The 25819-nt window shown below is 30.3% G+C and carries 34 protein-coding genes and 1 tRNA gene; 21 read left to right on the top strand and 14 right to left on the bottom strand.

From position 1 onward, the window contains the following. Positions 1-405 precede the first annotated feature (405 nt). Positions 406-1257, top strand: coding sequence for a DUF4922 domain-containing protein (locus tag AC6EJA_RS01545; protein WP_498502786.1), 852 nt, complete (start codon positions 406-408; stop codon positions 1255-1257). Here the strand turns inward: AC6EJA_RS01545 and AC6EJA_RS01540 are convergent. Further along, positions 1254-1457, bottom strand: a complete 204-nt coding sequence (locus AC6EJA_RS01540; protein WP_498502785.1) for a hypothetical protein — start codon at positions 1455-1457, stop codon at positions 1254-1256. The genes AC6EJA_RS01545 and AC6EJA_RS01540 overlap by 4 nt on opposite strands. 190 nt (positions 1458-1647) lie before the next feature. Here AC6EJA_RS01540 and AC6EJA_RS01535 point away from each other — a divergent pair, with 190 nt between their 5' ends. Beyond that, entirely contained in the window at positions 1648-2688 is a 1041-nt protein-coding gene (locus AC6EJA_RS01535) for a DnaJ domain-containing protein (RefSeq protein ID WP_498502784.1), read from the top strand. Between the two features lie 835 nt (positions 2689-3523). On the opposite strand, the gene pheT is transcribed toward AC6EJA_RS01535, so the two are convergent. Beyond that, positions 3524-6022, bottom strand: a complete 2499-nt coding sequence (gene pheT / locus AC6EJA_RS01530; RefSeq protein ID WP_498502783.1) for a phenylalanine--tRNA ligase subunit beta — start codon at positions 6020-6022, stop codon at positions 3524-3526. A gap of 109 nt (positions 6023-6131) precedes the next feature. Here pheT and rpmG point away from each other — a divergent pair, with 109 nt between their 5' ends. The 5 genes from rpmG to lptC all read left to right on the top strand — a co-directional run bounded on the left by rpmG (position 6132) and on the right by lptC (position 10115). Next, positions 6132-6329, top strand: coding sequence for a 50S ribosomal protein L33 (gene rpmG, locus AC6EJA_RS01525; RefSeq protein WP_498502782.1), 198 nt, complete (start codon positions 6132-6134; stop codon positions 6327-6329). 14 nt (positions 6330-6343) lie between these two features. Next, positions 6344-6565 carry a 30S ribosomal protein S18 gene (gene rpsR / locus AC6EJA_RS01520; protein ID WP_498502781.1) on the top strand — a complete coding sequence of 74 codons (222 nt, stop codon included), beginning with the start codon at positions 6344-6346 and terminating at the stop codon, positions 6563-6565. Positions 6566-6636: 71 nt separating this feature from the next. Further along, positions 6637-7845, top strand: a complete 1209-nt coding sequence (locus tag AC6EJA_RS01515; protein WP_498502780.1) for a ribonuclease catalytic domain-containing protein — start codon at positions 6637-6639, stop codon at positions 7843-7845. A 57-nt stretch (positions 7846-7902) separates the two neighbouring features. After that, positions 7903-9456 (top strand): methionine--tRNA ligase, encoded by a 1554-nt coding sequence (gene metG / locus AC6EJA_RS01510; RefSeq protein ID WP_498502779.1) that lies wholly within the window; start codon positions 7903-7905, stop codon positions 9454-9456. 2 nt (positions 9457-9458) lie between these two features. Further along, positions 9459-10115 carry an LPS export ABC transporter periplasmic protein LptC gene (gene lptC / locus AC6EJA_RS01505; RefSeq protein ID WP_498502778.1) on the top strand — a complete coding sequence of 219 codons (657 nt, stop codon included), beginning with the start codon at positions 9459-9461 and terminating at the stop codon, positions 10113-10115. Here the strand turns inward: lptC and AC6EJA_RS01500 are convergent. Next, positions 10112-10726 carry a cofactor assembly of complex C subunit B gene (locus AC6EJA_RS01500; protein WP_498502777.1) on the bottom strand — a complete coding sequence of 205 codons (615 nt, stop codon included), beginning with the start codon at positions 10724-10726 and terminating at the stop codon, positions 10112-10114. The two genes, lptC and AC6EJA_RS01500, sit on opposite strands and share 4 nt — an antisense overlap. Before the next feature lie 88 nt (positions 10727-10814). Between AC6EJA_RS01500 and AC6EJA_RS01495 the strand changes: the two genes are divergently transcribed. Continuing rightward, entirely contained in the window at positions 10815-11360 is a 546-nt protein-coding gene (locus tag AC6EJA_RS01495; RefSeq protein ID WP_498502776.1) for a bifunctional adenosylcobinamide kinase/adenosylcobinamide-phosphate guanylyltransferase, read from the top strand. 5 nt (positions 11361-11365) lie between these two features. Then, positions 11366-11845: a tRNA (cytidine(34)-2'-O)-methyltransferase gene (locus AC6EJA_RS01490; protein ID WP_498502775.1), complete on the top strand. Its 480-nt coding sequence runs from the start codon at positions 11366-11368 to the stop codon at positions 11843-11845. A gap of 52 nt (positions 11846-11897) precedes the next feature. Here AC6EJA_RS01490 and AC6EJA_RS01485 read toward each other — a convergent pair whose 3' ends face one another. Further along, positions 11898-12083, bottom strand: coding sequence for a DUF4177 domain-containing protein (locus AC6EJA_RS01485; protein WP_498502774.1), 186 nt, complete (start codon positions 12081-12083; stop codon positions 11898-11900). 237 nt (positions 12084-12320) lie between these two features. Here AC6EJA_RS01485 and AC6EJA_RS01480 point away from each other — a divergent pair, with 237 nt between their 5' ends. Then, a complete protein-coding gene (locus AC6EJA_RS01480; RefSeq protein ID WP_498502772.1) occupies positions 12321-12503 on the top strand; it encodes a hypothetical protein in 183 nt (60 codons plus the stop codon). Between the two features lie 344 nt (positions 12504-12847). After that, entirely contained in the window at positions 12848-13108 is a 261-nt protein-coding gene (locus tag AC6EJA_RS01475) for a hypothetical protein (RefSeq protein WP_498502770.1), read from the top strand. 238 nt (positions 13109-13346) lie between these two features. Here the strand turns inward: AC6EJA_RS01475 and AC6EJA_RS01470 are convergent, their stop codons facing one another. Then, positions 13347-13577, bottom strand: coding sequence for a hypothetical protein (locus AC6EJA_RS01470; protein ID WP_498502769.1), 231 nt, complete (start codon positions 13575-13577; stop codon positions 13347-13349). 78 nt (positions 13578-13655) lie between these two features. Beyond that, positions 13656-14225 carry a hypothetical protein gene (locus AC6EJA_RS01465; RefSeq protein ID WP_498502768.1) on the bottom strand — a complete coding sequence of 190 codons (570 nt, stop codon included), beginning with the start codon at positions 14223-14225 and terminating at the stop codon, positions 13656-13658. Positions 14226-14863: 638 nt separating this feature from the next. Between AC6EJA_RS01465 and AC6EJA_RS01460 the strand changes: the two genes are divergently transcribed. Continuing rightward, entirely contained in the window at positions 14864-15163 is a 300-nt protein-coding gene (locus AC6EJA_RS01460) for a hypothetical protein (protein ID WP_498502767.1), read from the top strand. A gap of 23 nt (positions 15164-15186) precedes the next feature. Here the strand turns inward: AC6EJA_RS01460 and AC6EJA_RS01455 are convergent, their stop codons facing one another. Continuing rightward, complete coding sequence (locus AC6EJA_RS01455; RefSeq protein ID WP_498502766.1) at positions 15187-15387, bottom strand: hypothetical protein; 201 nt, start codon at positions 15385-15387, stop codon at positions 15187-15189. 217 nt (positions 15388-15604) lie between these two features. On the opposite strand from AC6EJA_RS01455, the gene AC6EJA_RS01450 reads away from it, so the two are divergent. From AC6EJA_RS01450 to AC6EJA_RS01440, 3 genes are all read left to right on the top strand, one after another. Further along, on the top strand, positions 15605-16012 hold the full coding sequence (locus tag AC6EJA_RS01450; RefSeq protein ID WP_498502765.1) for a hypothetical protein: 408 nt from the start codon (positions 15605-15607) through the stop codon (positions 16010-16012). 116 nt (positions 16013-16128) lie between these two features. After that, the gene (locus tag AC6EJA_RS01445) at positions 16129-16335 is read left to right on the top strand and encodes a hypothetical protein (RefSeq protein WP_498502763.1); all 207 of its coding nucleotides are present in this window, start codon (positions 16129-16131) and stop codon (positions 16333-16335) included. 36 nt (positions 16336-16371) lie between these two features. Continuing rightward, a complete protein-coding gene (locus tag AC6EJA_RS01440; RefSeq protein WP_498502762.1) occupies positions 16372-16926 on the top strand; it encodes a nitroreductase family protein in 555 nt (184 codons plus the stop codon). 174 nt (positions 16927-17100) lie between these two features. Here the strand turns inward: AC6EJA_RS01440 and AC6EJA_RS01435 are convergent, their stop codons facing one another. After that, entirely contained in the window at positions 17101-17274 is a 174-nt protein-coding gene (locus AC6EJA_RS01435) for a hypothetical protein (protein WP_498502761.1), read from the bottom strand. After that, positions 17274-17381, bottom strand: coding sequence for a high light inducible protein (locus AC6EJA_RS01430; protein WP_498502760.1), 108 nt, complete (start codon positions 17379-17381; stop codon positions 17274-17276). The genes AC6EJA_RS01435 and AC6EJA_RS01430 overlap by 1 nt, the downstream gene beginning before the upstream one ends. A 241-nt stretch (positions 17382-17622) precedes the next feature. Here AC6EJA_RS01430 and AC6EJA_RS01425 point away from each other — a divergent pair, with 241 nt between their 5' ends. The 3 genes from AC6EJA_RS01425 to AC6EJA_RS01415 all read left to right on the top strand — a co-directional run bounded on the left by AC6EJA_RS01425 (position 17623) and on the right by AC6EJA_RS01415 (position 19165). After that, the gene (locus AC6EJA_RS01425; RefSeq protein ID WP_498502759.1) at positions 17623-17799 is read left to right on the top strand and encodes a hypothetical protein; all 177 of its coding nucleotides are present in this window, start codon (positions 17623-17625) and stop codon (positions 17797-17799) included. 336 nt (positions 17800-18135) lie between these two features. Further along, positions 18136-18447 (top strand): hypothetical protein, encoded by a 312-nt coding sequence (locus tag AC6EJA_RS01420; RefSeq protein WP_498502757.1) that lies wholly within the window; start codon positions 18136-18138, stop codon positions 18445-18447. A 442-nt stretch (positions 18448-18889) separates the two neighbouring features. Continuing rightward, positions 18890-19165 (top strand): hypothetical protein, encoded by a 276-nt coding sequence (locus AC6EJA_RS01415; protein ID WP_498502755.1) that lies wholly within the window; start codon positions 18890-18892, stop codon positions 19163-19165. A 41-nt stretch (positions 19166-19206) separates the two neighbouring features. Here AC6EJA_RS01415 and AC6EJA_RS01410 read toward each other — a convergent pair whose 3' ends face one another. Then, the gene (locus AC6EJA_RS01410) at positions 19207-19383 is read right to left on the bottom strand and encodes a hypothetical protein (protein ID WP_498502754.1); all 177 of its coding nucleotides are present in this window, start codon (positions 19381-19383) and stop codon (positions 19207-19209) included. A gap of 982 nt (positions 19384-20365) precedes the next feature. Here AC6EJA_RS01410 and AC6EJA_RS01405 point away from each other — a divergent pair. After that, positions 20366-20439: transfer RNA gene (locus AC6EJA_RS01405), tRNA-Met, on the top strand. 95 nt (positions 20440-20534) lie between these two features. On the opposite strand, the gene AC6EJA_RS01400 is transcribed toward AC6EJA_RS01405, so the two are convergent. Then, entirely contained in the window at positions 20535-20744 is a 210-nt protein-coding gene (locus AC6EJA_RS01400) for a hypothetical protein (RefSeq protein WP_498502753.1), read from the bottom strand. Positions 20745-20859: 115 nt separating this feature from the next. Beyond that, a complete protein-coding gene (locus AC6EJA_RS01395; protein WP_498502752.1) occupies positions 20860-21552 on the bottom strand; it encodes an SDR family NAD(P)-dependent oxidoreductase in 693 nt (230 codons plus the stop codon). Between the two features lie 431 nt (positions 21553-21983). Here AC6EJA_RS01395 and AC6EJA_RS01390 point away from each other — a divergent pair, with 431 nt between their 5' ends. Beyond that, positions 21984-22580, top strand: coding sequence for a peroxiredoxin (locus tag AC6EJA_RS01390; protein ID WP_498503524.1), 597 nt, complete (start codon positions 21984-21986; stop codon positions 22578-22580). A gap of 799 nt (positions 22581-23379) precedes the next feature. Here AC6EJA_RS01390 and AC6EJA_RS01385 read toward each other — a convergent pair. Further along, positions 23380-25125, bottom strand: coding sequence for an AAA family ATPase (locus tag AC6EJA_RS01385; RefSeq protein WP_498502751.1), 1746 nt, complete (start codon positions 25123-25125; stop codon positions 23380-23382). 163 nt (positions 25126-25288) lie between these two features. Between AC6EJA_RS01385 and AC6EJA_RS01380 the strand changes: the two genes are divergently transcribed. Further along, a complete protein-coding gene (locus AC6EJA_RS01380; protein ID WP_498503523.1) occupies positions 25289-25462 on the top strand; it encodes a 50S ribosomal protein L32 in 174 nt (57 codons plus the stop codon). 16 nt (positions 25463-25478) lie between these two features. Here the strand turns inward: AC6EJA_RS01380 and AC6EJA_RS01375 are convergent, their stop codons facing one another. Beyond that, positions 25479-25817 (bottom strand): DUF565 domain-containing protein, encoded by a 339-nt coding sequence (locus AC6EJA_RS01375; protein WP_498502749.1) that lies wholly within the window; start codon positions 25815-25817, stop codon positions 25479-25481. Between the last annotated feature and the right edge of the window lie 2 nt (positions 25818-25819).

The following is a 25819-nucleotide window of genomic DNA, read 5'->3' as shown; positions in this document are numbered from 1 at the left end:
GGACTGACTTTATAAAGGAAATATCAAATATAGGAAAATTTTGTTTTCTACAACTTTTTTGAAATCTAACAGTGTTTTTTGGGATGAATATTCTGAGAAATTTGTTAAAAAAGAATGTATAAGGCTTTCTGACGGTAGTTTGCTTTAAAAAAAGCTAGCAGTTAGCAAATATTATAGAAATGTATGATTTCAAGAATCTAAACCTTAATAAGAGAGGCCTAATCGACATCTATATGCTTCCTGGATGCCCCAAAATAGGTCTCTGAGCGGTTTTGCATTGGGGGATAGGTGTCTAGGCGGTTTCTGGACGATTTGCAAAAGGCATATATGAATATTTAAAAAACGTAGAGATTAAGTTAAACTCTTATAGTAAAATGAAAATATTTGGTGCTATAAACATAATTAGTGGAAGAGCTTAACCTCTGGGATAAAACACTAGAAGTAAGTAAAAAAGCTTTATTATCAAGATCATTACAGCCTTTTAAAACTAAATTAGAAAAACTTATAGGTGATGATAATAGTTGTGAAATCAGAACCCTTATAGACAAACCAAGGACACAACTAGCAAAGCCCAAACCAATACCTAATCCTTTTAAACCTTGGCAAAAAGAGCTAGAGATATGCGAAGTAGGTGATAATCATGTTTTAATATTAAACAAATATCCAGTAGAATTAGGCCACACACTTTTAATTACAAAGGATTGGCAGCCACAAGACGGTTGGATCACATATAATGATTTTAAAGCATTGAATTTATTAGAATTAGAGTTATCAGGATTTTGGTTTTTTAATAATTCTCCGAGTGCAGGAGCAAGTCAACCTCATAGACATCTTCAGTTTTTAAAGCGAGATAACACCAAATTATTATTTCCAAGGCAAACTTGGTTTAACAAGAGAATAGAAACATTAAATCAAAATGATAACTTAAGTAAAAGTATCCATATATTAAGGCGTAAGCACTCAAACGATATTAATACAACAGACGAATTGTTTAACTTGTACTTAAAGTTATGTGAGATTATGAAAGTAGGTTTACCAAATGTAGATAAAAAGCCACAAGTACCTCACAATTTATTAATAACAAGAAAATGGATTAGCTTAATAAGAAGATCAAAAGAATCACATAGAGGCTTTGATATTAATGCATTAGGATTTGCGGGTTATTTTCTTGCTACTCCGAAATCAGATGTTAGATGGTTAATGAAATATAAATCTGAAAAACTTCTTAGTGCAGTAGTAAAACCAATAAAAAGTTAGGATTCTGCATCATTCAAAACAGTTTCATCTGGAGAATCTCTTTCAATTTGATTTTCTAAAGTCGTTATGGATGCTTTAATTGCAGCCAGACGTCTTTCAAGCGAATCTCTCATAAAATTAAGAAACTCGAGTTTCTTTTTGTGGAATTTTAATCTTTTTTCTGCCGAGTTCCAATTCTTCATGCAATTAGTCGAGTTCATAATAATTACATTATGTCTAATTTAAACCTTAATCGTGAATATGCCATATAAATGACGGAGATACACAGTCATTGAATTAAGAAATATTAGTAAATATGTGTTTCTCCAAAAAATTCATTGATTTAAAAAATATAAATTTAATTGTCTGAAGGATAAAAGGGCTTACTCTTGAACAAGCTGTTATTAAGTTGTGACCCTCCCAGAGAGGACTGATGTAAAAAGAATATCTGCAAATCTTCCCCAAGCACTAGTCAACGGCCTGGATGAACTGAAGAGCGAATGGGGCCTAAGAAGCCGCGGCTTGGTATTAGAACGACTTCTCGAGAATATTTTCGAAGATATTGATAGTTCTAATCAAGACGATGAAATAATTAGTTCACTTTCAATTGCTACATCAGTAGAGGATAAGGTTGATATTAACACGAGTAATTATGTTGAAGATAAGGCAATTATCTTAATTGGTAATAGTGATATTGATATTGGTTCAAAAAACATTACACAGCAAAAAGACTATGTAAAAAAAACAGAGAATAGTTCAAAAACCAAAAGGAACCAAGGTATTGATCTTCCAGGATTTGTAAATAGAAAAACAAATAAAATAAAAAGAAGCCTTCACAAATCTAAAATTAAAAATAAAAACATAGATAGTTTCATTTCCACGGTCAAAATCTCAGAAATTCACATGTCATTGGAAAAATGTAATTCTCACTGGTTTTCTCTTTATGGAAATGAACCATCAGAAAATGTTATTGAAGCGGCAATGTTATGGTTAGCAAGAGACATATGGCCTAAAATAGACGGATCAGATGATAATACATTTACTTGGACGGGAGTAAATGAGTTAATGTTTCAATATTGCAAGGATTGGGAATCAGGTACTCCATGTTTCAACAAAATAATAGTAATAGCTGGAGTACTAGAGGACCCATTTTCTTCAAATAATCTTGAAAATAGAATACCAACATTAATAAGAAGGTTTGTAAATACATTTAAACGCCGACAAAACGTAACCTCTTTTCAAACAATAGAAGCCACTATGACTGTTCATGGTGCTTTAAAGCTCCTAGATTTGCCAACACAAGCTGGTAAATCACTTAGCTTGTCGGATATTAGAGAGGCCTATAAAAATAAAGCTCTAATTAATCATCCTGACTCTGGTGGATCAACTGAAATAATGAGAAAATTAAATGAAGCATATCAACTCCTTAAGGATCTTTATAAGAAAAAGTAAGAGAATACTTATCAATTAAAAAAATATAATAAAGGAATAGGCGCAAGCCTCTTATATTTGTCTTATTGCTAGACTAGAATTAAGTCTAGTATGAGATCACAGGGATAGAACTTGTCCTAGCGATAAGAAGCAAAACAAGATTCAACTTAAATTAAGTCTCTACGAAATACTAAGAGACTCATTCTGAGACCAATTATGCGTCTGATATGATACAAGTAATAATTTAAATTTTCAATATTTTAATTTGCAAGGCAATTGCGGGGATTAGTCTATTGAAAATAATTAAATAAAAAATATAGGCAATAATTGTTTGTCCACATCTTGTCCATAACTTTTAATAATTTAGAAACTGTAGTAATGACAAAGGAAATCCCGATTGCGTAACTGTGTAATAGACAGTTACGCAATTTCTTGTATTAATAAAGTTTATGGATAATTTTTTCCAAGATGGTATAAATTAATCCAACTAATAAGTAATTTCATGCAGATGATAATACGTAAAACAATACATATGTCTAGATAATCTTATATGAGACGCATAATGGGTCTCACGTTAAGTAAATTCTGAGACTATATGGACATATTATTTCGTTGATTTAAAGACTAAATTCATTCTCCAATAATTCTTTCAATAGACCAGCTATAAGTTTCATATGCCTACCAGATGAGACTTAATAATCTTATATGAGACCCATAAAGGGTCTCACCTTAAGTAAATTCTAAGACTATTTGGACATATTATTTCGTTAATTAAAAGACTAAATTCATTCTCCAATAATTCTCTCAATAGACCAACTATAAGTTTTCTATGCTTACCAGATGAGACTTATTGGTATTAGCTTCTTAGTTCAGCGTTCAATTTCTTTTGAAGTTCTTGTCTGATTCGTTGATGGATTGGGTTTACATCTTCTTCCTTTAATGTTTTCTTTGGGTCCCTGTACCTTATTCTGAATGCCTGGCTCACCTCATTTAATTTAAGACTGTCTCCTTCAAAACGATCGATTAGATCGACTTTCTCAAGAAGAGGACGACCCGTTTTCCTTATAATTGTCATTATTTCAGCGGCACTACATTGTTTGTCTACTATAAGGGCTATATCCCTTTCAATAAATGGAACATTTGGATAGGATCTGTACTTTTTAAGATATTTATTATCTCTTGTGCTTGCATGAATAATTGAATGGAAATCTATTTCAAACAAAAATGTATCTTTGCTAAATTCGAAATTTTCCAACAAGCCCGGATGTAATTGGCCAAAGAATCCAACTTTCTTACCTTCTATATATAGTGCAGCAGACCTTCCAGGGTGCAAAAGTGCATTGTCGATTATTTTTTTGTCACTAACTTCTATGTTCATTAATAAAAAAGCTTGATTTAATAGACCTCTTGCTTCGTAATAATTTAAATTTTTATACTTACCATGTGTAGTCCATATTTCATTTCTATTTGATCCACTTATTACCCCTGTAAGTGATTTCTTTTCAGTTATTTTCCCTTCTATTTCATTGTAAAGTGTTCCAATTTCATAAATCCAGCATCCCTTCTTACCATATTGAATATTCCTATTGCATATATTTAGGTGTTCTTCCCAAATGTTTGTTCTTAGATGGCTAGTTTCTGACAACAACGGGTTAGAAATTGCAATTCTTGGTTCTTTTATAGATTCAGACGGGGGAACAAGAGAAAATGTCGTAACTTCTTGAATCCCTGCCGATGATAATGATTTTCGTAATTTTCTCTCAGCTTTCTGAAATTTAGTTAAGCCACCTGGTTTTATGGGATAAGGTAAATTTGACTCAAACATGTCATATCCTACGAGTCTTGCGATTTCCTCAATTAGGTCGATTTCACGAGTTAAGTCCAAAGACCTATGAGGAGGTATTCTTACATTCCAATTATTACCATTATTGCTAAATTCACAATCTAGTAAGTTAAGTAAATTTTCTATAATTCTATCTGTTATAAAATTAATTTTTTCAGAGTGTATTGTTTTTCGATTGTTATTATGATCATTTTTTTCTACATTATCGATATTCAATGGGCCTAGAATTTGATTTATTCTTTCCCTTCTTAGCAATACTTCATTTAATTCCGTTTTTATTAATTTTGTACTAAATGTATTTATATTATCAGCATCAAAAATAACTTTAAAATAATTTAACAATTTATTTAATGAATTAATAGTTAACTCTTTATAGATTCCCTTTTCAAAGCGTCCACTAGACTCTGTCCTTACTCCTATAGCTCTAGCAGAATTTCTTACAGAATTTGCGGTGAATGTAGAAGCTTCTATATAAATTGATTTAGTATTTTTAGTTACAGCAGAATCAAAACCACCAATTACACCAGCTATTGCAATAGGAATATCATGACAAGTAATCACAGTGATCTTCTCGTTTAATTTATAATCTTTATTATCGAGAGCCTTAAATAATTCATTTTTATTAGCTTTTCGTACTCCAAAGGATGTTTCATTAACCTCCTTATTAGTGATTAAAGTTAGGGCATCTTTATCGAATGCATGAAATGGCTGACCAGTTTCAATCATTACATAATTGGTAAGGTCAACTATCGGATTTATACTCTTTACTCCCGAATTGATGAGTCTTTCTGTCAAATACTTTGGTAATTTAATTATATTATTTTCTATTGTTAGATATGTTAATGAATAACATGAATCTACTGCAATTGAACTTGAATCAAAATGATCTAATGTAAATAATTCAATTTTATTATCGTATATCTCGGGTTTAAATTTTAATTTCTTATTTGTAATTGCTGATACCTCTCTTGCTATCCCATTAATTGACATACAGTCAGGTCTATTTGCAGTAATTGCCAAGTCTATTATTTGTTCCTCAAGATTAAGAATTTTATTAATTTTATCTCCAATATTAGGTATCTCTATGTCTAATTCTTCTAATATAGCAATACCAGTATTGTCACTAGTAATTCCTAATTCTGATAAAGAGCAAATCATACCATCGCTTCTGACACCTCTCAATTCACTAGGTTTTATTTTTGTATTTATTGCGGGAAGATATGCTCCAGGTAGCGCTGTACATACATGAATATTGGCTTTAACATTCGGTGCACCACAAACTATTTGACGTAATTCATTAGATGATGTTTTAACTGAACAAATTCTTAGTTTATCTGCGTTGGGATGTTGTTTCACACTTTCGACAAAACCTACAACTACTCCATTAGCCCTATCGGAGAGATTATCTATAGATTCAACCTCAAATCCTCCAACTGATAGGGCTTCTGCTACTTGATCAATAGGTTCTGAAATCTCAACGAGCTCTTTAAGCCAACTATATGGAACCTTCATTGGAAATATAATCAGATTTAAATATTAAATGAACACGTGGTCTTTGTACATTGGCTCTTCACGTAGTAGGGTTATTAACTAAACTGATAAGTATGCTAGTCAATTCCATATGGCTAAAAAAGGAACCCGAATAGTCGTCACGCTAGAGTGCACTGAATGCCGGTCGGTTCCCGATTCGGAAAAGCGTACACCTGGTGTATCAAGGTACACGACTGAAAAAAATCGACGAAATACAACAGAAAGGTTAGAACTGAAAAAGTTCTCACCACAACTCAACAAAATGACCATTCACAAGGAAATTAAGTAATTAACTATCAAATCATGAGCAATTCATTATTCAAACAAAAGCTTTCTCCCATAAAACCTGGTGATCCTATTGATTATAAAGATGTAGAGCTGCTTAAGAAATTTATTACTGACAGAGGTAAGATACTTCCACGAAGATTAACAGGATTAACAGCCCAGCAACAACGTGATTTAACTGTAGCTGTAAAGAGAGCGAGAATTATCGCTCTTCTTCCATTCGTAAACCCAGAGGGTTAATTTTTAGTATCTAACAATTAATCATACGAAAAAAGTAGTAAATTAAATTAAAGTATTTTTATATTTTTAGTTTGGAATTAAAAGATTTAACCCAATTAAAAACCTATACAATAGATGATGAGTCGACTTTAGAGATTGATGACGCAATTTCATTAGAAAATATAGGTTCTAATTTTAGACTATGGATACATATTGCCTCGCCTGCACTACACTTTAATATTGGAAGCAAAATAGATCTACAAGCAAGAGAAAGTTTGATAACAAAATATTTAACAGATTCAACAAGTTATATGTTCCCACAAGATCTTATTAAAAATAAACTAAGCATATCAAGTACAAGGGAAAATCTAACTCTTAGTGTCTGTGTACAATTAAATGATTATGGAGAAATAATATATAAACAGATTTGCTTGGCGGTAATCAAAAGTAATTACAGATTAACTTACGAGGATGCTGATTATTTAATTTATCATGCTCCAAAAGAGGAAAAAGAATTAGAAGTTATTTCTAGAATTCTTTCTACAAGAAAAAATTGGAGAAAAAGAAATGGATCCTTAAAGACAAGTGGAACTCAAGGAAGAATAATAAAAGAAAAGGAAAAACTTAATTTAATAATTATTGAAGAGAGCTTATCAAGAGATTTAGTAGAAGAATCAATGATATTATTTGGTTTTATAATTGCTGACTTTTCAAGGTGCAAAAATATAATAATTCCTTATAGATGTCAAGATAAATGTACAATTAGATTAAGGCAATATTATGAACACTATTGCTTAAGGAACAGCGATATAAAAAGAAAACTAAAAAAAGCCTATTATTCCTTAACACCCTTTATACACTCGAGTCTAGGATTAGAAGTATATACACATTGTACATCACCAATAAGGAGATATATTGATCTTATTACACATTATCAGATTACATCCTACCTATCAAGTAATAGACAAATTGATCAGGATGAAGTTAATTATCTAGTAGATTTATATATATTAAGGTCTAAGCAATACTCTATCCAATCGTCTGAAGATGAGCAATTATATAATCAGCTTTTTATTTATAAATCAGCCGAGAAATATCATAATTGTTATTTTTTAAGGTGGGCTAATTTATCAAAGAGAATAGCTCAGATCTATTTTATCGATTTATTCATTGAATGTAAAATCTATTTGGATACTTCCAAAGATATAAATATTGGTGAAAAAATTAATCTATCCGTAAAAAAAACAAAGATGATCTCTCAGAAAAATGTCTCAGCCATTCTCAAAATGGTAGTAAACTAGATTATAGTATTACTAACGATGCTAAAAAATTTCACTTCGCTATCCTCTTAATGATATATGGACACTAAAAGATCATTTACAATAACTACCCCGCTTTATTATGTAAATGATAAGCCTCATTTAGGAAGTACATATACCACGATAGCTTCAGATGCTATTGCTAGATATCAAAGGCTATTAAACTATGAAGTATTTTTTCTTACTGGTGTAGATGAGCATGGTCAAAAAATTCAGAGAACTGCAGAATTAAACAAAATAAAACCAAAGCAACACTGTGACCAAATTTCAGAGAAATATCGAACTGAATGGAAAAATTGGGACATTACATACGATAATTATGTAAGAACAACTTCTGAAAAACATCTCAAATTTGTAGAATATTTTTTTAGTAAAGTTATGAATTCAGGCGATATAAGAATCGGAAGACAGACTGGTTGGTATTGTGTTGGGTGTGAAGAATATAAAGATTTACCTGAAGATTCTATAAAACCAATATGCAATATTCATCAGAAAGAGCTTGAATGGCGAGATGAAGAAAATTTATTTTTCTGTCTATCTAAGTATCAAGAACAAATAGAAAAACTAGTTCAATCGGATAGTTTTATAAGACCAATAAGCAGAAGAAATGAAATTATTAGTTTTGTCTCAGGTGGTTTGAAAGATTTCTCAATTTCGCGTGTAAATGTGGAGTGGGGCATACCTGTTCCTGGTTATAAAGGTCATACATTTTATGTATGGTTTGATGCACTATTAGGATATCTTTCTGGACTTGATAATAATGAATCTATAATAAATTATGATATGCATATTGGTAATAAGTGGCCAGCTGATATTCAGATAATTGGGAAGGATATTTTAAGATTTCATGCCGTATATTGGCCCGCTATGTTAATTTCTGCGGGATACCCACTTCCTAAACAAGTTTTTGGCCACGGCTTTTTAACTAGAGAGGGACAAAAAATGGGTAAAAGTCTGGGTAATGTTCTAGATCCAGATTATTTACTAAAAAGGTATGGAAGGGATGCAACAAGATGGTATTTATTAAGGGATATTGAATTTGGACAAGATGGAGATTTTCAAACAAGGCGATTTGTTGATATAGTTAATAATGATCTATCAAACACCATTGGAAATTTATTAAATAGAACATCATCAATGTCAAGAAAATGGTTTAATAATAAAACTCCATCTATGAACAAGGGTAATGAGCTCTATATAAGTTCGCTAAAGATTTTTTCTGAAACAAATATTCTTAAATATCATTCAAATTTTAAAGAGTGTAACTTCAAGAAGGCTTCAGAAATTATCCTTCAAATTGCAATTAATGCAAATGTTTATCTAAATGAACAAGAACCATGGAAGAAAATCAAGGAGAAAAGTAATTTTGCTGAAGTAAGTCAAATAATTTACGATGTTCTTGAAACCGCAAGATTGATTGGATGTATGTTAAAACCTATAACACCTGACTTAAGTGAGAGAATTTTAGATCAACTTGGTTATAATTCTCAGATAACCAATTTTTATAATGAATTAATTTGGGGGAAACTACCATACGAAAAAGATTTACCTGAATCCTTACCGGTAATGGAGCGAATTGATTTTACCGAATAACTATGAAGCGCTTAACAATAAAATTATCGGTAATTATTGCATTTTCTATGATTTCTGTGTCATGTTCCAATAGCAAAAAGGATTTTGAAGTAAATAATTACTATCTGAATAATTTTACACTAGATCAATTAGATAAGGATGGTAGGGAAGTATTTAAGCTTGAGAGCTCAAAAGCAAGTATAGATCCAATTACTAACGATATAATAGCCCAAAATATCAAAGTCATCATTTCAGGGCCGTCAAATAATCTTTTTAATCTGATCAAATCTAATGACTGTAAACTCGATAAATTAAATAATATTCTATTCCTCAAGAATGAGGTAATGTTTATTAATAAAAATGATAAGGATTCATTTATAGAGGCTGATAATTTAATTTGGGACATAAATAAATCTGAGATCAAAATAGATGGTAATCTGAAATTAAGATACCAACAATCTGTTCTTAATTCTGATTCAGCCTTATACGATAAGAAAAAGGAAACCATCACTTTCACAGGTATTACCAATTACTCTATATACAGCAATAAGAATCCAAAAGCGAATCCAATTGTAAAATTGACTTCTGACGCAGCTGAAATTAACAATAAAACCAAGGAAATAAAATTTACATCCTCTAGATCACAAGTTATAAGTGTTATAGATATAGATTCATTTTAACTAGTGATAATTGATTCAATTTTTTCTGCCCAAGACTTAATAAGAATTTCATCTGATTTAGAAAAGCATCTTTTCGTCCACCCACCTATTATTAAATATCCAGATTTTTGAATTGGAGCAACAATTACTGACGGTAAATTAGGGACAATAGAATCAAATTCGTAGCTATCAGGATAATTGCTTGTATTAGCCAGTGATATTAGCTTATTCTGTTTAATTGCGTTTTTACATACCCTGCCTGGAGTAAATGAAGTATTAGCACATATACCTCTTTTTAAAAATATTTTATCTTCCCAAATTAGAATCATTGTAGAGGCTGGTGTTGCTGTTAGAATTAGTTTGCTACCCCATGCAAGTTCTTCCTTGACATCCATAGAAAGGCTCTTATCAATAATAAGAACTTGCTCCCCCTTTAATTCTACTTTTTTGGGTTTATCAGGCTGAATTTGCTTATAAATTAATCCAATTGCAATAATAATTAATGATGATATTGAAGAAATTACCTCAGCTCTTTGATAACTTTGATATGAGAAATCAGATGCAAGTATGTTAACGAACGAAAAAAATAGAAGTACAGTCCCTGAAATAATTATTATAGTTGTTGTTTTCATATTTGCATATCATAATATATTTACATTACCATGATTATAAGGATTACTTTAATTTACAATATTGTATTTTATAAGAAAAAGGTATGCCGTGAATAAAACCAATATAAATCATAATTTAACTTTAGTTAGTGGTCCTACGCGGTCAGGGAAAAGTGAGTGGAGTGAAAAATTATTAGAGAGTAATCATCCCGTAGTTTATATAGCTACCAACATCAAGTGTGAAGACCCAGAATGGAAAAAACGAATACAACAGCATATAGATAGACGGCCCAAGAGTTGGGGACTTATTGAAAATCCAGCAGATTTATCTAAAGCAATACTATCAGTAGGTTCAGAATCATCCTTGCTTATTGATTCCCTTGGAGGATTCGTTTCTACTCATATTGCTAGTAACAACGCTAAATGGAAAAAATTAAAAGACCAATTTATATTATCTCTAAGGCAATATCCTAATAAAATAGTAATTGTCATAGAAGAAACAGGGTGGGGAATTGTTGCTACCACCAAAATTGGAAATCTTTTTATTGACAGATTAGGTAGTCTTTCAAGAGAGTTGGAGGAGATATCAACTGAAAGTTGGTTGATTATCCACGGCAGGGCAATAGATATTCATAAATTTTCTGTACCTCTTTAAATAGAATGAACAAATTCAATATTGCATTATTTCAGCCACGAATCCCACAAAATACAGGCAACATTGCCAGGACTTGCGCAGCTTTCAAAATCAAATTAGAATTAATAAAACCACTTGGTTTCTCACTTGAAGATAAATATTTAAAACGTGCTGGGTTGGATTATTGGGAATATGTAGATGTACAAATACATGAATCCTATTCTCAGTTTAAGAATCATAAAAAAACCCGATTAATAGCTTTCAGTAAATTTAGTTCTATACCTTTATTTAAGTTTAGATTTGAATTTGGTGATACTTTACTCTTTGGAAGAGAAGATAACGGGTTGCCTGAGGAGGTAAAGAAAGATTGTTTTGAGATCCTAAATATACCAATGCCAGGAGGCTCATTAAATAATACTGATAAGTTAGGTGTACGAAGTCTAAATCTCTCAGTTTCCTGCGGAATAGCGGCCTATCAAGCATATAGAGATATTTATAATTGTTAGAAGACAATCATATTCAGCTCTTATAAAACTAATACTAATTGGGGATATCTAATTAAGTACCTCTTTCAAATGTTAAGAAATGAATGTATTCAGTAATTGCCCCCAAAGTTGTTTCTGAAGCTAGTGCATTATGAGATATTAGACGCCAACCTTCTTTTCCATGGCTTGAGCTCAAGTTAGTAAGTTCAGTAACCGACGAATCATTAGAGCGTACTGAAAGACATTTGTATTCTTTCATAATTAAAATTTAAATATAGGTGAAAAACAATCAAATTGTTATCATAGGTGTTAAAAAGACCTTTAAAAGTATAAAAGAAAACATATTAAATTACATAGACTTAAAAGTGTTAAAATTAATAGGGTATTTAGGTGGATAAGTATATTATATTTACCTTAATAATCTAGAAACCAAAACTTAAAGGTCACACTCTACAGAAAAGGCTGTTATATTAAGATTATTAAAGAATTCTTAAGAATGCCCTATTCGTTAAAAATCACAGCAAAAACTTCAACAGTTGAGCAAAGAAGAATTAGTCTTGCCTTAAGGTACGGCTTAGAGGGATCTAGAATTATCAACCATGATCATCAAGCATCGGATGACCTTCTGAGAAAAATTTCGAACTATCAAGCACTTTTGTTTAAGGAAATCCAATCCTAATATTTTATGATTGACAAAAATACACTTGAAGCGTGTAAAAATGATATAGATGTTTTAAACCTAAAAATTAAAAATACAACTCATGCAATTTCCCAAGCCGAAAATCTCTTAAGTCAATCTAACCTAGACGAAAATTCGTTGATTTTTATTAGAAAAAAAATTGCAGAATCAAACCAAGATTTGGAATTTCTCTACATTATTAAAAGTAAATTTTTCTAAACCGCCCCAATTAATTATTTAATACATATAACTAAGTTATTTTACTTAGCTCTTCCATTATTAGGTATTAGTCTCTATTAACGAGGATATAACTATTGACTATGATGATATACCGGGATAAAATTATGGTTTTAATTGATTTTACAATATCACTAATTACCATTTTATTATTCGTTTTAATTGCTGAAATTATATATAGAGACTCAAAAAACCAATACAATAAAGCTAAAGCCAAATATTTAAGAGAAATAATAGTAAAAAAGAATGATATTGATTCTCCAGATAAAGCATTTTATTCATGCGTATACAATAACTGGGGATCTAAAGAGATGAACTTAAGCAAAGCTATTCATGCATGTGAAATAGACAAAAGCTTAACTAACTAGAGAATATTTTAGTAATTGACTCATTTTTTAGAGGGGTGGAAGGCCGATAGATGTCATATAAAAAACTACTCCAGTCATAAGACAACCAAAAAGTATTAAATAGGTATCAAAAAGCCCAATTTGTCTTTTTTTAAGGATTTTCATAAGAGAAAAACTGATTTATTAAACATGATCGATTTAAGCTCAAAAGAAATGAGTTTTTTTACTCAATTATTAATTTAAAAAGATTGGGGTAAATTTAATCCCAAAAGTTGCTGGAGTATTTGCGGTTCCAAAAATTAAAATAACGTAAATCCATAGCTTTTATTTTTTGTCTTATTCTGACAGCTTTGTGCTTAAGCCTCTGAGCATCGGATGTGGTTTTGGCGCTGGATGCTTTTTCGAGCAATAAGTTATATTCCTCAAAAAGTTCATCTCTACTCATATTAAGTAAACAAATATCTATAGATAATTTATATGCATTTAACATTTCTTGCGTTAAAAGTTTATTAATTGATTATTAAAATACAAGTATAGAATTAATTTAAATTTCCTATAATATACATTATCAGCCTTTTAGAAGATCTGAACATGCGTCAAGGGACTTTGCGCTACAAATATCCGTCTCTATTAATGTACATAGATCATAATTTTCATAAACTTTATGAATACTCCTCGTTAAATTTTTTGCGATAGCTTGAGAATTTAAATAGTTTTCAGTTAGATAAATTCCCTTCCATGGTCTAAATCTAAATTGAGCAGAAAATTTCCTTGAGGGTATTAATAAGCTCCCATAAAGATCAACATCTTTACCATCTATACAAAATTTCTTTAAGGATTTATTTATAAACTCAATTTCTCTACACAGTCTGTCTTTGTCGATTCCAAACTGCAACCAAATAGAATCTATCGCTCCTTTTTTAATTTTATGTATTAAGCGTAACCTTTCATGTTCTTGTAAATCATTTGGTAAGTAGGGATTATAAGCCACTCCAATTTTAAATGAAGATCTCAATTTATTATTATTTAGTGGTTCCAGTATGTCTAAAATTTGAAACTTTTTCTTAGGACTAGAACCAGAAATAAGTAATATTTGATTAATTCCAATATTTTTAAATTCATTAAGAGAATTATTCAATAAATTATAGCTTTCATAAACATTCCTTTGATATTGGTAAGATAGGCTGTAATGGGTAATAATATTGAACTTTGGAAAATTAATACGAATCGTTTTTAGAGCAGTAATTAAATCACCCTTTTTCAAATAGGACTTGCAGGGTATATTAATTTTGTCTATTTTTCTTGATTCTAAGAATTCTAATTTTGATATTAAATTATCATGATTTTTGAATGAAATCTCATATCGATTATTAATCACTTTTAAAAATCTATTAATAATTATTTTAGTATATTGTGGTGCTATTAGGTGTCACTTAAAAACAGTCTTTAAAAAGAGAATTTCGTTCTATTCCTTTTGGTAAATTTCAGGTCACGACTCCACAGATAATTTGTTAGTATTAATCCATGGATATTTTACATCTAACTTCAATTCCCATATCATTTTTTTCTTCGATTATAGTATATAAAATTCTGTCAGAAAGGACTTATCAATAAAGAAAAAGGTACTTTATCAAAAAAACATTATATACGGACTTTGATTACCAATGCTCGTTACAGGGGTGATTTTAGACGATTTTTCTAATTTTTATACTGAAATTTTAGCTCTGTGCTCTCATTTAGTAAAAATTTCTTATAGTATATGATTTTTATCATTAAATGGACTTCAAGGGAAATATCGGTTTCTTCTTTAAAAGCGAAGATAAGACTTTAAGTAAGTTAAAAGGTGTAGACGGTCTAGAGCGATACAGGGAGTCAGTGTCATTTTTTGAATCTGAAGAAGATCGTGACAATTTTGTTGAGTGGTACAAGTTTGTTACGATTGGTCTGGATAAATTCAAGATTGATAAGCTTAGAGACCATGAAACGATCAAAGCACTTTATTTTAATATGAAAAAACAGAGGGACTTTTATGAATATTTAAATAAATATGAGGGTAATTACAAACCTAGAAAATAACGTTAAATAGGCCTGCTTAGTTCTTACTCTTGTTCTTTGTAATTATCTATTTTTTTTAAGTACAATAAATCATATTCACCACTTCTCTTTCTAAAGGCTTGTATCCATTCCTTGAATTCAGTGTAAACAGCAACTCTTTCCTCTTTCTGCAAAGAAGTCATCCTCAGAACCATTGTATTGATAGTATCAATGATACATTCCTCTAATGAGTGATTTTTATTCATTTGTTTACCATGTATTTGTTTATTTTAAACAAAACAACCATAATTTCTGACTAGATCTATGAATTATTTATAAAATTAAAATGCATATTAAGAAATTATTACTCCCACTATAAAAATATCGCCTTCAAAATACGACGTTTTTTGACTTTATTCAATTTGGAGATTGCTCTCTATTTTTTTCATAATTGACTATTATTAGTATATAAGCTTGATTTCTATGTTAGGCACATTTAAAACTATATTAGTAATTTCTCTTTTATTTATTACTACTTTTTTTAATTCAAGTTTTGTATACTCATTCGAAGCCGATTTACCCAGCGCTCAAAATGCAGTAGGAAAAAGATTTGCTTCTAAATTTTGTGAAGCAAAAAGAGGAGGTCTCTCTGGGGACAATGCCAGTGAATTTGCTTTGAACAATACTTATCTAAAATTTGTGGCATTTCCTGATGAATCCAACTATGTGAGCGATCTTTGGGCTTTTACACTTGAAAATATTAAGAAGGAATGTGAAGGCGAAATAACCAACCAGGAGGTTAAGACCCTTCATGATTTTTTCGAAGAAGAAGCTGAAATAGCTGTAAACAGAGAGTTCTATCTACCAACATTCCAACAAGAAAACAACTAAATACTCATAATTCATTACTAATTTCAATTCAGGTAACGATTTAAAAATAATCTATTGGACTTTTCTCCCGAACAACTATTATTCGTTTGCTCATAAAAGAATCTTATTCAATTCATATGATTTTTTTATCTACTCCCCATGTCTGGCATCTGGCAGGAACTTGGTCAGATAAATTACCAGTTGATCAAACCCTCTCTGGTCTTACTCCTGATCAGTTGATGATGGTTCTTCATTCAATTTTTGTTCCTCTAATCTTTGTGTTGTTAACTTATTGGTTTTTAACTATAAAAGACTATAGGCAAAGAGATGGAATAAATACATAGAACTGACTCCTACAACACAGATAAAAGTATGACTACATGTCCTCATTAGACATATTTAAAAAAAGAAGAACTATACATTTATTTAATAATCAAATTGTGTCTGAAAACATAATAAATAAGGCATTAATATCAGCTAATTATGCACCTAATCATAGGTTGACTTTTCCATGGAGATTTACTTTAATTTACGGCGATTTAAGAAAAAAGATTGCTAATTTTGCTGTATCTCTTAAATTTCCTAATTCGTCAGTTGACGACAGAAGTAAGCTCAAGTACATGAAAAAATTTACGAATCCATCGCATTTGCTGATTGCGAGTCAAATCTTGGCTAGTGATTTTGATCAGAAAATGGAAGATTACGCCTCTTGTGCATGTGCAATCCAAAATTTGTGCCTGTCTCTGACAAGTGATGGTGTGGGAAGCAAATGGTCCTCAGGTAAAATTACTAAAAATAAAAAAATATATGAAATGTTAAAGATAGATAAAAACATCGAGGAAATAATTGGTTTTATTTGGATTGGTTACGGGCTGATACCACCACCAATCAATCGGCCAAAAATCTCTGAAATCACTAGAGTTTTAAATGAGTGACAAAGGTTACTAGACAAAGAGTAGAAATACCTATATAGTTGCTTGTAATAAATACCTACTCATGAATTACCAATCAGCGCTGAGTTTCATCCTATTTGTAAGTGCCCTAGTTGGAACAGCAACGTTTGGACTACCTGTCTTTACTGGCTAATGAGCTAATTAAGGTAGAAAGTTTTACAAGTTAAAAGATTTTCTAGATTCTTTTTTACAGTCCTTATCGTCAGATTTACATTCAACTTTTTCTGAATTTTTATGTCTTCTGCAACCACCAGCCTCTACTTTAGGTGAAGAAATGACGAAAGAAAGGGGCAATAGAGCCACAAGGATTGAGGAAATATATTTTTTCATCAAAAAATACCAGGAATGATTTGACCAGTAGTAGCGTAAGCACCAATCAAGGCTAAAAAACCTATCATTGCAGCCTTACCGTTGAACTTTTCTGCTTCAGGTGTCATTTTTAAAATGATGATAGCTAACTCAAAAATAAAAGTTTTATTTGAGTTGATTTACCCCACCAAGCTAATGAAAGGAGTTTTCATTTGTGAGGCTTTAGTTGTTCGGTTTTTTCGAACATAACGCAATTGATTATTAAAAGTACATAATCACAAATTAATTTCAACAAAAGATTTCAATGCTACATAGTTGAATATTTAGATTTATTGGTAATAATGATTATATGTTTTGTATTAATAGAGAATGGGATTTACCGAGGCACAGATGGAGTCTGCTATAAACCAAGAGGGTATTGTGCAAGATTCAGTAAAAAAAATAGCATGCTCCTGTTATAGACTTCAACAGGAGACTGGCTGTCCTGATGAAGATATCGATGATTTATTGAATTATTTAGTTGGTCGCTGGAAAAAATATAATTAATCGATTAAAACAATATCAAATATACATAAGTTAAAGAATATATTTTTATTGCAAATTAGAACCTTAGTTATAAATAACATATGAGAATATTATAAATAATAAAATTATTTAGTATGAAGAATAGCCAAATAAATTAAAAATTTTTATGAAATTAACTTAAACATAGTTCTGAAAATAGTGTTCTTAGCTTATATTATCATTTTATAAATTAATTCCTAAATTAGATTATTAATTGTTTTTTTAATTAAAAGCAAAAATTTGAGTATTTACCATTAGAGCCTTTTTCAAGGATTTTGACTATGAAGTATATAGGTTTCATTTGAAAAATTATTTAATTTGCTTAATCCATCTGGAACAACAACTGAGTCCACATCCAAAAGAGTGCTTTGGATTGTTGGGAAACTTTCTAAATGTAGAAAGGGAGGATGGTTTGGAATAGCAGAGTGCACAGTCGGAGAAAAATCTTATTGGATTTGGAGTGAACGATGGTTCCCATGCAATTCACAAGTCTTGATAGCCTATTCAACAGACCTTTTCATGGTAGTGGACATTCCTGAAACAATTGAAAAGAATAACTTTGACAGTATATGGCTTAGTGAGAATCAAGATAGTCTTGAATCAGTAAGCCTCAGTGTTATCGCCACCTAATTCTATTTTTCAGTACATTTGTATTGCAGGACGCGATTCAATATCAAATTTACTATACTTAACTTTTATTAATTCTTATGGATAAAGAAAATATCACCGTTCTTCCTTATTTTGTTTTAATATTTGGATTGGTTGTAAGTGGCCTAACTGTCGCTTTCACTTAAAAACAGATCGCTTAATAAAATATACTTGACAAATTAATCATTGTTTTTAAAGGCTAATAAACTTGCAAATAAATAAGAATAAAGTAATACTTGTAAAATATTACTGGCAACAACTCTGTAACGGTTGTATCTTGTAAGTGTAGTTTTTTATTTATTCTTCGTATCATGTGTTGAATATTTTTAATTAATCTACATTCAAACCTAAATGTTAAATCATTTATCTTTAATAATCATTATTATTAATTTCATCTCAATAGCAAAATAGCTGTCCCCAAAGTATGTCTGATCCTGTAATTCTCTATTCAAATCTTGCCAGTTTTGCAAAGAATGATAATCAAAAAATAAAATTTTTTGATCAATATCAAAAAGCCTTTTTTCTGGATCAGGAAAGAACAGAATTTGAAGATGCTTTAACTGAATATATTAAAAGAGAAAATTTAACAACTGATAAAAGTGAAGAGATTAAAGATATGAAATGGGTTGATATGCCGGAAGGATTTAAGGTTTTCGCATTTCAACAATGTATTATTGAAGGCTCAGCATATGCTGAGTAGGTAGTTATTAATAAAATATTGCTTTAATTAACAAGTAAAATTTAATCTTTTCTATTTTTCTTATCGTTTTCTAGAGTGGTTTTTATAAGGTCGTTGTAATCTCCCTTGGCAGAGGAAATACCAAACATCACAACAAAACTAATTGCTGAAAAGACTATAACTCCCAACGATAAAGGACTGAGGTTTAAATCAGTTGCAAAGTAATTGATTGAATACATAGTATCCCTTTTTTTGATGTTACTAAATTATATATGAAATAATTAATAAAATATAAAACCTATTCCAACATTTCTATATATAACTATATTAAATAAAAAGACTATAGTATGACCTTTCTAACACTAATTGGTGTCTTTTCATTATTTTATTGTGCTAATCTCTTTCTGCTTGGAACTTTTCGAAATAACGAAGAGAGCATAAGAAAAAAGAAGCAGCATGAGGCTATTTCTCGACTTTACCCCAATAAAAAAATACTTCCTTATTAGACAAAGCAACAATAATTAGAAATTAATCAACAAAATAGTTTCTTTTAATACTAGTGTTTCTAGAAATTTTATTTTGATGTTGCCCAATAACCCGTAGGAAAATACAAAAATTATATAAAAATAAGGTAAATTTGCTTATGCAACAATTATGTATTTGAACTAAAAATAATATGGGTCCACGAAAAAGGGTTTAAACAAAGAACGTTGGACCAGTAGAAGGGGAGTTTAGGTATTGGCTCCCTTTCTACTTAAGATTTTTTTCAATTGTCATTGAGCATAAACAGAATAAAGAAAGAATGGATTAAGTAGCTATAGTTATTTTAGTTTCAATAAGGAGGTGATCCATTGTCTTATCAACCGATCAATTTGGAGTCAATGGTAAAAAAAACACAAAATAATTTATTGACTCCTGCCTTGAAAGGTTTCATAATCAACAGATTTATATAGCAATATATAAATTTAAAAAAAGAGCAGGTATTAACCTGCTCTTTTTTATTAATATTTATATTCCATAATTTAAAAATTTATTCAATAAGTTTTTTTAGTTAGTACTGATTTGTTATTAACATATATCAAGCTAAGAGCAATCTCCTCCTTGATTTTTACACTTTTTTATTAACTATTTTTTTTTCATAGCCGTCAAATGCAATAATCAATATGTTAGATTTGATCTAATCATCAATTATTCTAGTTTGAAGCTTTTGATGGTTCCTAAGCCTGGGTAGCTCAGCTGGTTAGAGCACGGGATTCATAAACCCGAGGTCGAGAGTTCAAGTCTCTCTCCAGGTATATATTGAATGTTTACTATTTCATCAAAAATGTGAATGTCTAGCCTATACAATTAATCTACAAAATAGATTCTTGAATAATCTAAAAATAATGGTTTAGAGGAAGGGACCACTTGAGAAAGAAAAACCATTTAATGCCTCTACCAACCCTATAAATAATGTAGTTCCGATAGATAGAGTAGCTATCATTACAATCTGATATCGTGATTTTTCACTTCTACCCTGAAGAAAAATGGTCTCAGAAGCAAACTCACCTTGAACAGGTTGAACCTTTTGGGTTTTAGCTCGATTTTTACCAGAAAACATTTGAATTATTAAGTAACTATAAAGTTCTAGCTAATATATTTGCTTAGCGTGGCCCAAAAAAAATTTATAACCTAGGGGACTTTGCATAAATTCCAGGAAATTAATCCTTTGATCATCACCACTCAATCACCTTGCCATCCCAAGCAATAAACCTGCCTGTTATTTTTTCGTTGAGGATATTTTCAACTAAATATTTGGCTGCCTCTTTGGTACTAAATAATTTATTTTCTGGAACAGCACTTTGAAATGGCCTAGATAGATTTGTATCAACAGTCCCTGGATGTAGAACAGAAACAATTGCTTTAGGAAATTTTCTACTCCATTCAATACTTAGTGTCTTTAAAAATTGATTTTGAGCAGCCTTTGATGCCCTATATGAATACCAACCGCCCAATCTATTATCTGAAATACTGCCAACTCTTGCGCTTAAGCTTGCAAAATTAAAGTCCTTATCTTTTGGAATTAAATTTTCTATAGATTTTGCTATTAAAATTGGAGCCATCGCGTTTATTTTAAATGAATCAATCATTTGATTATCATTGATATGCTGTAGCCTCTTCTCTGGAGAATAATAATTATTATGTAATCTTCCAGTTGCATTGATAACGATTCTTAATGGTTTTTTTCTCGCGCAAATTTCATCATTCATTATTTGAAGTGTGTTGTAATCTTCTACATCTACATATAAATCAGACTCACTAGATCTTCCACATAGTATCACGTCAAGAGTATTAAATTTTTCAAATAAATATTTACCTAATTCCTTTCCAATCCCTCCTGAACCTATTATCAGCGCGATACCTTCCATATTTTATGATTAAATTTAGAGAAACTATAATACATTTTTTAATGATCCGTGAAAAAAGATTATATTATAGATTTTATAGATAATTTATTATAAAACCAATATTTAATTTAAGATAGAAAAGTATTTAATTAATTATTAATCTAATTCTTTAAAGTGTCAGAAGTATAGTTACTTCGATAGGAATTACTTTTTGATGTAGCCTTCAATTCTGATTTAAGTTGTTTTATTAATCTTGAATGGCTGGTTGATACATATTTTTTTAATAATGCGTGATCCCAATTCATGAATGTAAATTAGTTTACTCACATAATAATCCCTTTGATGTTGATTTTGTAGTGTTAAAGGACACGTTATGTTAAATTTGCCAAAGAAGTGTGGTTGAATCAACAGAGACCAGAGCTTCCTACAAGAAATTCATTCAAACTTTTTCCATGACAACAAATGGCTGCCTAAGAGTGGGACAACCTGCGCCTGAATTTTTTGCTACTGCGGTTTATGACCAGGAGTTTAAAGATATCAGCCTCTCTGATTACAGAGGAAAGTGGGTGGTCTTATTCTTCTATCCACTAGACTTTACCTTTGTTTGTCCCACTGAGATCACAGCTTTTAGTGATAGGTATTCTGATTTTTCATCCAAAAATACCGAGGTTCTAGGAGTTTCTGTTGATAGTAAGCACTGTCATTTGGCTTGGATACAAACACCTAGAAACGAAGGTGGTATAGGCGATATAAATTACCCACTAATATCCGATCTGAAAAGGGAAATTTCAACAGCGTATAACGTATTAAATGATGATGGGGAGGCCGATAGAGGATTGTTTCTTATTAATCCAGAGGGTGTAATTATGCACAGCACAATCAATAAAGCCCCTGTTGGCAGAAATGTCGACGAGACCCTAAGAATTCTTCAGGGCTATCAGCACGTTGCGGCAAATCCAGATGAAGTTTGTCCAGCAAATTGGAACCCAGGAGACAAGACTATGCTTGAAGATCCAAAAGGAAGCAAAGAGTATTTTTCAGCTCTTTAACTAACACTAAATTGCATAACCTAAAAAGAAGAAATAAATTACTGGTATTATTAGATAAAACGATATTAAATTAACCACTAAATTACCAACTATTCTTGTAGATCTCCAATCTGATAACTTGCTTCCAAATGTGTGAAATTCTAATAACTTTGAAATAAATTTATAGTTCAAAAATATAGAAATATACAAAACAAACCAATTAATATTTTCATATATTTTAGTAGTATAAATACTATCATTAAAATTATCATATAGATGGTAGTTCCAAATCTCAAAAAAAGTATATATTAGTAAAAAATTCATTAAATAATTAATAAAAATCTTCAATATTTTATTTAAATTAAAAATTATTGGAAGAAGAAATAATAGAGTCTTTCTATTAAGGGTATCCAGAAAAAGATTATTAACTACTTCAAAGTATCCGGAAAAAGACCCACTATATAAAGAAATATTTAAACTAAAAACTAGTAAATATATACATAGAATCGACAAAATAGATGAATATAATAATATTAATTTAGTATAATATCTTCCTTCAATAATTATTTTATTTATAGATTTTTTAATAGAAAGATGTCTATCTAAACTAGCGTGCCATTTATTAATATAAATTAGTAATATTAGGGATAATAGTATACTTGAATTTTCATATAGAAACTTATATAAAAAGGTGTATTGAGAATTTAAGAATACTAGTTTTGACCAATCAGAAATAACCTTAGCTATTAAATAAGATGAAAAGCAAATAAAAAAATAGTAGGATTTAAATTTGTCAATCATTTGATAAAAACTAATATTTTTAATTATTTTTTTGTTTATATAAGGGTCTAACATTAAATTCTTCTAGTAATTTAAAAAATTCCTTGGCTGACAAAACATCATCTTGAAGTAATCTTTCGGTTATTTCTAAAAGGGCATATTTTTCTTTTTTTAAGATATCAATTACTATATTTAAATTACTAACAGCTAGCGTATTAATTTCTTTATCAATAGACCTAGAAAGGGCTTGTGAATATTTTGATCTTTTATTGCGTCTATATATATTTATAGGTGAAATAGCTTTAGCTCTATCAACATAAATCAGTCCGTTAGAGGAAAAACCATATTTTTCTATCATAACTCTCAACAAATTATTAGCAGCAGCAAGTTCATCAGCTGATGCTGTCGTTGTCTCCTGTCGACCATTAATTATTATTTCAGCCGCTCTAGGGGCTAAAAGGATTTTTAATTTTGATAAAAGAAATGACTTTGTTAATATTCCTAACTCTGAAAAATCCTCATAAGGTGTAAATAAATTGAACAAATTATTTTTTTTGGAATTTAAAATATTAATATTTCCTATTTTTTCAGGATATGAAATCAAGAAAGCAACTATTGCTTTGGAAATCTGTTTAAGAGCTAGCATTCTTTTTAATCGGGGTGTAATATTTGTGCAGTTTATTCCGTTCTTAATTTTTTCAAAAGCTAATTGTATATGTTCAGTTGATACTAATTTTGATTGTTTTCTTCCACAGATTATTGCACTCTCATTTAAAAGATTTTTCAATTCTGCACCTGAAAAACCTGAAGTCTTAAAGGACCATTCTTTAATTCTAACATCATCAGAGATTGGGTAAGATAATGAGTGTAAATTTAATATTTTTAACCTTGCTTTTCTATCTGGTAAGGACATATATAAATTCATATCAAATCGGCCAGGTCTTGTGAGAGCCTCGTCTAATATCTCAGGCCGATTCGTAGCAGCGATTACGAGAATACCATTGTTTTTGTCAAAACCATCCATTTCTGTAAGCAACTGATTTAATGTTTGCTCTCTTTCTTCATTATTTATTCCTGAGCCATTACCTCTCTTTCTTCCTATCGAATCTATCTCGTCAATAAAAATAATACAATTACCTTTATCTTTTGCTCTTATAAAAATATCTTTTACTCGAGATGCTCCAATTCCAGCAAAGAGTTCAACAAATTCTGAGCCAGCAATATAAAAAAATGGGACTTTAGCTTCTCCAGCTATTGCTTTTGCAAGAAGTGTCTTGCCTGTACCAGGGGGTCCTGTTATGAGTATCCCCCTTGGAGCAGAACCACCAAGATTTTCTAATTTTTTTGGATCGACAAGAAAGCTCACAATATCACCTAATTCATCTTTAATTTCTGATATTCCAGCAATGTCGTCAAAGGTAGTTTTTATATTTTCTTGGGGAACTATAAGATTAGATTTATTTAAAAAGTTAAGAGTGCTTGATAAAGAACGAGATAGGTAAGTAATTACAATAGTAATTCCTAGAATTACTATTAGTAGTAATCCTATGTTAGAAAATATATTTGCTGATAATTGTTCAGATTTTAAATAGTCTACACTAAGTGGAATATTATTTTCTCTTGCCTTTTTAAGCACCAATTGATCTGAGGGCAAAATTGGTACTACCTCTATTGAGCCATCAATATAAAAAACTTGTACTTCTCTTCGAGACGGAATTAAAATTAATTTCTCAATTATATTTGAATCTAAATCCTTTAAGAAATTACTATAAAGATTTTTCTGCATTTCTAGTCTAAAAATTTAAGAATCTTTTATGCGTGTTTCTTACAATTCCTACCATAAAAAAATAGAAACTCAGAGTCGCAAGAAATCACCAATTCCACAATACCAACTCTATTTGACGGATGGCCTAACTAAGATAGAAAATAGTAAAACTGGATATAACAAAATGGCAGTACCAAAGAAGAAAACATCCAAAGGCAAGAGAAATCAAAGGCACGCGACCTGGAAGTCCAAAGCAGCTGTTGCAGCACAGAAAGCTTTATCAATGGGTAAATCCGTATTAACGGGTCGGGCTCAAGGTTATGTGTATCCCATGGATGAGACAGAGGACGCTGATTAATAGGATGATTTCTTCCTTAAGAGCCCAATTTAAATGCCTCTAAGACAAGGGCATATGTATATCCAATTCTTAGATTGTCTAAAATATTAAATAGAATTTTTAGTCGATTATATTTACTAAAATTAGCTTTAACCCTAATTAACGTTTCAGTAATTATCAACAAACAAATCAATATAAAGAAATTTTGATTGTTATTTTTAATTAGATATGAGAAAAAATTACTTGCAAAATAATATCCAAATAAAATTGAAAGCAAATATAAAGACTTAATTTTCCATGGGCCAGTAAAAGCGGGCAATATTAAAAGAGAAAGAGCTTTTAAAAGTCTATTAATTCTTGTTTTTTGTGAAATCATTA

This window comes from Prochlorococcus sp. MIT2309, from assembly GCF_059772305.1.
Note: the sequence above shows the minus strand (reverse complement) of the source record. Positions and strands in the feature narration are given on the sequence as shown.